This is a genomic window from Kitasatospora sp. NPDC057512, assembly GCF_042802135.1.
In the GTDB taxonomy this organism is placed as follows: Bacteria; Actinomycetota; Actinomycetes; order Streptomycetales; family Streptomycetaceae; genus Kitasatospora.
Window position 1 is genome coordinate 1 of the sequence record NZ_JBHVET010000519.1, and the last position, 6,337, is coordinate 6,337.

The following is a 6,337-nucleotide window of genomic DNA, read 5'->3' on the forward strand; positions in this document are numbered from 1 at the left end:
GGTACGGACCGCCGCTCCCGTCGTCGCCGCCCACCGCACCGCCGCAGGCGGCCACGCTCCGCGACCGCTCCCGCGGAGCACCCCCGGGCGCGCGGCCGGGGCGGCGGCGGTAGGACGGATACGGACCCGGCCGGGAGGAGAGTCCGTGAAGATCGTCGTCGACCTCAACCGCTGCCAGGGCTACGCACAGTGCGCGTTCCTCGCGCCCCGGGTGTTCGAGCTGCACGGCGAGGAGGCGCTGATGTACACCCCGCGGCCCCCCGACGGGCAGCGGGAGCGCGTCCTGCGGGCCGCCGCGGCGTGTCCGGTGCAGGCCATCCTGGTCGAGGACCGCGCCGAGGCCGGGTCCGAGGAGTACAGCGAGAGCCGTCTCCCGGACGGGGAGGGCCGGTCCGGTGTGCGGTGACCTCCGGAGCGGCCGGATCGTCGTCGTCGGCGCCTCGCTGGCCGGTCTGCGCGCCGCGGAGACGCTGCGCGACGAGGGCTTCGCCGGGCGGCTGACCATGGTCGGCGAGGAGCGCCTCCCCCCGTACGACCGTCCGCCGCTGTCCAAGCAGGTGCTGCTCGGGCGGGTGCGCGCCGAGGAGACCGGGCTGCCGCGCCGGCGCGAGGTGGACGCGGAGTGGCGGCTCGGCGTCCGCGCGACCGGCGTGGACGGGGCGGCCAGGCAGGTGCTGCTCGCGACCGGCGAACGGCTGCCCTACGACCGGCTGCTGATCGCGACGGGCACCCGGGCCAGGCCCTGGCCCGACCCCGCGCAGGCCGCCCTCGACGGGGTGTTCACCCTGCGCACCGCCGACGACGCGGCCGGGCTGGCCGAGCGGCTGGCGGCCGGCCCGCGGCGGGTGCTGGTGATCGGTGCCGGGTTCACCGGCTCCGAGATCGCCTCCGCCTGCCGGGAGCGCGGCCTGGCGGTGACGGTCGCGGAGCGCGGCCCCGCCCCGCTGGTCGGCGCCCTCGGCGGGGCCTTCGGCGCCTTCGCCGCCAGGGTCCAGCGCGCCCACGGGGTCGACCTGCGCTGCGGGGTGACCGCCACCGCGCTCCACGGCCGGGAGGGCCGGCTCACCGGCGCCGAGCTCTCCGACGGCAGCCGGATCGAGGCGGACGTCGCCGTGGTCGCCCTGGGGGCCGTCCGCAACACCGAGTGGCTGGCCGACTCCGGTCTCGCCGCCGGTCGGCGCGGCATCGCCTGCGACGCCGGCTGCCGCGCCTTCGACATGTACGGGATCGTCACCGACGACGTCTTCGTCGCGGGCGACGTCGCCCGCTTCCCGCACCCCCTCTTCGAGTACCAGATGCTCTCCCTCGAACACTGGGGCAACGCGGTCGCCCAGGCCGCGGTGGCGGCGCACAACATGGTCAACCCCGGACCGCGGCGCCTGCCGCACCTGAGCGTGCCCACCTTCTGGTCCAGCCAGTTCGGCCTCAACATCAAGTCCGTCGGCGTGCCGACCTTCTCCGACCACGTGGTGGTCGCCCAGGGCTCGCCGGAGGAACGGCGGTTCGTCGCGGTCTACGGGTACCGGGGCCGGATCACGGCCGCCGTGAGCGTGAACCGGGCCAAGTGGCTGGAGCACTACCAGGGGCTGATCGAGACCGCCGCCCCGTTCCCGCCCGACTGGGTCGGCGTGGACCCTCCGCCCTCCCGCACCCCCGTCCCGTCCGACGTGCCCGATCCGAAGGTGCTCTCGCACGGTCCCACCGTCGCGCTCACCGGTCACCTGCCCGACCGCCGGCTGATCTTTCGGCACTGGGACGGCTGAGCACCGCCCCGGCGCCGCGGACCACCGCCGCCACCCCCGAGGAGCCCGCCATGGCCACCACCGACACTCCCGGCACCAGCACCGGCACCGGTTCCGCCGGCACCCTGTACCGCCGGATCACCGACTACGCCAACCGCGCCGACCCCTACCCCCTCTACGCCGAACTGCGCGAGCACGGCGTGGCCCGCCAGGACGACGGCGGCTACCTGGTCGGCACCTACGACGAGGTGGCCGCGCTGCTCCACGACCCGCGGATCAGCTCCGACCGCCGCAACCGCACCTCTCCGGACGAGGTGCAGGTCGTCCCGGTCGCCTTCATCGGCCGGGACGACCCCGAGCACGAGCGGCTGCGCAACCTGGCCATGCGGCCGTTCGGCCCGCCCCACGCGCCCGGCCGGATCGACGCCATGCACGACGAGATCGCCGCGATCGCCGGGGAGCTGATCGACGGGCTGCGCGGCCGCGACCGGATCGACCTCGTCGAGGACTTCGCCTACCCGCTCCCCGTCACCGTGATCTGCCGGCTGCTCGGGGTGCCGCGCGGGGACGAACCGCGGTTCCACGCCTGGTCCGAGACCCTCATCCAGGGCTTCGACCCCACCCCCGGCACCGACCCGGCCGAGCGGCAGCGCGCGGCCCTCCAGGCCCGGACGGACATGGGGCTGTACCTCGGCGAACTCGCCGAGAGCCGCCGCGGCAGGCCCACCGACGACATGCTCTCCGCCTTCGTCAACGACCCCGGCCCGGACGGCGGCTTCACTCAGCCCGAGCTGATGGCCACCGCCGTCCTGCTGCTCATCGCCGGGCACGAGACGACCGTCAACCTGATCACCAACAGCGTGCTCACCCTGCTGCGCCACCCCGAGGCCCTCCGACTGGTGCGCGAGCGGCCCGAGTTGATGCCGGGCATGGTGGAGGAGGTGCTGCGCTACGAGCCCCCGGTCCAGCTGCTGCCGCAGCGCACCGCGCTGACCGACGTCGAGGTCGACGGCGTCACCATCCCCAAGGGCGCGCCGCTGGTCCTGGTGCTCGCCGCCGGCAACCGGGACCCGCGGCGGTTCCGCGACCCGGACCGCTTCGACCCGACCCGGCAGGACAACCAGCACCTGGGCTTCGGCAGCGGCGTGCACAGCTGCTTCGGCGCGCCGCTCGCCAGGGTCGAGGGGCAGATCGCCCTCACCGCGCTCGTCCGCCGCCTCGACGACCCCCGCCTGCTCCAGGACCCGCCCGTGTACCGCCGCAGCCCGATCCTGCGCGGGCCCCGCCACCTGCCGCTGGCGGTCTCCGGCATCACGGACTGAGCCCGTCGCCGCTCCGCGATCCGCGCATCGCCCGGCTTCCCGATCGCGCCTGAACCTCACGCCGGGAACCGTCCTGCGAGACGGGACGGGGCGTGGGCTCCCCGGGGTTCAGTCCCGGGGTCCGGGCAGCGCGGCGTAGGGGACGAAGGTGCTGGCGTGCTCGTCGACGGCAAGCGGCCGGCCGATGGCCGGGGCGGAGCGCTGCGGGCAGGCCGGGCGTTCGCAGACCTTGCAGCCGAGGCCGATCGGGGTGGCGGCCGCCTCGTCGCCGAGGTCCAGGCCGGCGGAGTAGACCAGCCGTCCGGCGTGCCGGACCTCGCAGCCGAGGCCGATGGCGAAGGTCTTGCCGGGGCGGCCCCAGCCGCCGGGCGAGCGGGTGACGGCGCGGGCGGTCCAGAGGTAGCGGCGGCCGTCCGGCATGGCGGCGACCTGGACGTGGACGCGCCCGGGGGCGGCGAAGGCGTCGTAGACGTTCCACAGCGGGCAGGTGCCGCCGGTGCGGGAGAAGTGGAAGGGCGTGGCGGACTGGCGCTTCGAGACGTTCCCTGCCCGGTCGACGCGCACGAAGGAGAACGGCACCCCGCGCAGGCCGGAGCGCTGCAGGGTGCTGAGCCGGTGACAGACCGTCTCGTAGCCGACGCCGAAGTGGTCGGCGAGGTGCTCGATGTCGTAGCGGGCCGCCTCCGCCTGGGCGTGGAAGGCGGCGTAGGGCAGCACGAGGGCGGCGGCGAAGTAGTTGGCCAGGCCGATCCGGGTGAGCGCGAAGGCGGTGGAGCCCTCCGGGCTGTCCTGGGAGGCGAGTTCGGACACCAGGGAGTCGTGTTCCAGGTAGGCCAGCTGGGTGGCCATCCGGAAGGCCTGCTGGCCGGGGCGCAGCCGGTCGGATAGCCGGAGGGTCCGGGTCGGCTCGTCGTACCGGTGCAGTTGTCCGCCTCCGGTGGCGATCCGGACCCGGTGCCCGGTGGCGAGCCGCTCGGCCAGCACCGTCCGGACCTCCCCGCGCCGCAGGCCGATGGAAGCCGCCAACTCCTCGGCCGCCGTGTCGAGTTCGTGGAGGTAGTTCCGGCGGCGGTAGAAGAACTCGCGGACCTGCTCGTGCGGGGTGTGCGCGTCGACCCCGAGGCCGCGGTCCCCGGCGAGGACGGCGAGCCGCTCGGCGGCGTCCCGGCGGCCGCGGGCCAGGTCGGTCAACAGCCGTGCCACGGAGGGCAGTCGGGCGGCGAGTTCGTCGAGGTCCCCGCCGGTGATCCGGCCGCCCGTGATCTCCTCGCCGAGCGCGTCGCGCAGTTCGGCGGTGAGCCGGGCGCTGTCGGGCGGGGCGAAGTAGCCGGCCTCCACGCCGAAGGCCTCGGTGAGGCGCAGCAGGACGGGCACCGTGAGGGGCCGGGCGTCGTGCTCCAGCTGGTTGACGTAGCTGGGCGAGAGGTCGAGCAGCCGGGCGAGGGCGGCCTGACTGAGGCCGCGCTCCTCGCGCAGGCGGCGCAGCCGGGCACCGGCGAAGGCCTTTCCCATCGTGTCGCTCTCCCCACTGTGCGCCTCGGTCGATCCGGCGCGGGCAGCCTAGCCGCGGAGCGGCCGGTCCGGTGTTCGCAACCTTCGCGGATTCGCCGGGGAGCGTTCGCAGAACTTGGCACCGGTCCACCGGTGACGGCGACTCGGCGGGGGTGCCAGAGTCGGTGGTGCGGCCGGGAGGTGCGCAGGACAGTCGAAGAACACCAGGTCGGTCGCGGTCCGGTGCGCTGTCCGGGCATCCACGTCCCGCGGTGTGCCACCGCAGCCCAGCACCGTCCGGCCGCCCACTCGCCCTCGCGGTGAGGTGCGTCACATCCTTCGCAACGAGCAAACGAGCACCCTGGGGAGCAGACCCATGACTCAGTCGGTCCGGCAGCAGCAGGAGCAGCAGGCGGCGGAGCTCACCGCCCGGTGGGCCTCCGACCCGCGGTGGGCGGGCGTCGAGCGGACCTACACGGCGGCCGACGTGGTCCGGCTGTCCGGGACGGTGCGCGAGGAGCACAGCCTGGCCCGGCGCGGCGCCGAGCGGCTGTGGCGGCAGCTGCACCAGCAGGACTACGTCCACGCGCTCGGCGCGCTGACCGGCGGCCAGGCCGTGCAGATGGTGAAGGCCGGGCTGCAGGCGATCTACCTGTCCGGCTGGCAGGTCGCGGCCGACGCCAACCAGGCCGGGCAGACGTACCCGGACCAGAGCCTCTACCCCGCCAACTCCGTTCCCCAGGTGGTGCGTCGGATCAACAACGCGCTGCTGCGGGCGGACGGGATCGACGCGGCGGAGGGGACGGACGGCGGCCCGGACTGGCTGGTGCCGATCGTCGCCGACGCGGAGGCCGGCTTCGGCGGCCCGCTGAACGCCTTCGAGCTGACCAAGGGCATGATCGCGGCCGGCGCGGCGGGCATCCACTACGAGGACCAGCTGGCCTCCGAGAAGAAGTGCGGCCACCTCGGCGGCAAGGTGCTCGTCCCCACCGTCCAGCACATCCGCACCCTGAACGCCGCCCGCCTCGCCGCCGACATCGCCGACGTGCCGACCCTGATCGTCGCCCGCACCGACGCGCTCGCCGCCAACCTGCTGACCAGCGACGTGGACGAGCGCGACGCCCGGTTCTGCACCGGCGAGCGTACCGCCGAGGGGTTCTACCGGGTCGAGCCCGGCATGGCGCCGGTGATCTCGCGCGGCCTGGCCTTCGCCCCGTACGCGGACCTGCTCTGGGTGGAGACCGGCACCCCGGACCTGGAGCAGGCCCGGGAGTTCGCCGAGGCGGTCAAGGCCGAGCACCCGGACACGATGCTGGCGTACAACTGCTCGCCCTCCTTCAACTGGAAGGCCGCGCTGGACGACGACCAGATCGCCAAGTTCCAGCGCGAGTTGGGGGCGATGGGCTACCGCTTCCAGTTCATCACGCTGGCCGGGTTCCACGCCCTCAACCACTCGATGTTCCAGCTCGCCCGCGGCTACGCCGAGCACGGGATGACGGCCTACGTCGACCTCCAGGAGGCCGAGTTCGCGGCCGTGCCGGACGGCTACACCGCCGTGAAGCACCAGCGCGAGGTCGGCACCGGGTACTTCGACCTGGTCTCCACCGCGCTCAACCCGAACGCCGAGACGCTCGCCCTGACCGGCTCCACCGAGGCCGAGCAGTTCCACTGAGCCCGAAGAGGGCCGCCGAGTCCGGCAGGACAGCACCACCGAGCCATCCTGGCGTCCTCTTTGGGGAGAGACCGCCGTCCGCCCCGCCGCCCGGGGCCTCGTTGAGGGAC

5 protein-coding genes are annotated in these 6,337 nt (G+C 74.6%); 4 read left to right on the plus strand and 1 reads right to left on the minus strand.

Annotated features, from left to right (window positions below; all coding sequences use genetic code 11):
- Positions 1-145 precede the first annotated feature (145 nt).
- Genes ACFU6K_RS27995 through ACFU6K_RS28005 form a run of 3 tightly spaced genes read left to right on the plus strand, consistent with a single transcriptional unit; the run spans position 146 to position 3,064 of the window.
- Positions 146-406, plus strand: a complete 261-nt coding sequence (locus tag ACFU6K_RS27995; RefSeq protein WP_380667568.1) for a ferredoxin — start codon at positions 146-148, stop codon at positions 404-406.
- A complete protein-coding gene (locus ACFU6K_RS28000; RefSeq protein WP_380667570.1) occupies positions 396-1,763 on the plus strand; it encodes an NAD(P)/FAD-dependent oxidoreductase in 1,368 nt (455 codons plus the stop codon). Before ACFU6K_RS27995 ends, ACFU6K_RS28000 begins: the two co-directional genes overlap by 11 nt.
- A gap of 50 nt (positions 1,764-1,813) precedes the next feature.
- Positions 1,814-3,064, plus strand: a complete 1,251-nt coding sequence (locus ACFU6K_RS28005; protein ID WP_380667572.1) for a cytochrome P450 — start codon at positions 1,814-1,816, stop codon at positions 3,062-3,064.
- 108 nt (positions 3,065-3,172) lie between these two features.
- Here ACFU6K_RS28005 and ACFU6K_RS28010 read toward each other — a convergent pair whose 3' ends face one another.
- A complete protein-coding gene (locus ACFU6K_RS28010; protein ID WP_380667574.1) occupies positions 3,173-4,576 on the minus strand; it encodes a short-chain fatty acyl-CoA regulator family protein in 1,404 nt (467 codons plus the stop codon).
- Positions 4,577-4,931: 355 nt separating this feature from the next.
- Here ACFU6K_RS28010 and aceA point away from each other — a divergent pair, with 355 nt between their 5' ends.
- Positions 4,932-6,227: an isocitrate lyase gene (gene aceA / locus ACFU6K_RS28015; protein ID WP_380667576.1), complete on the plus strand. Its 1,296-nt coding sequence runs from the start codon at positions 4,932-4,934 to the stop codon at positions 6,225-6,227.
- Positions 6,228-6,337: the final 110 nt, after the last annotated feature.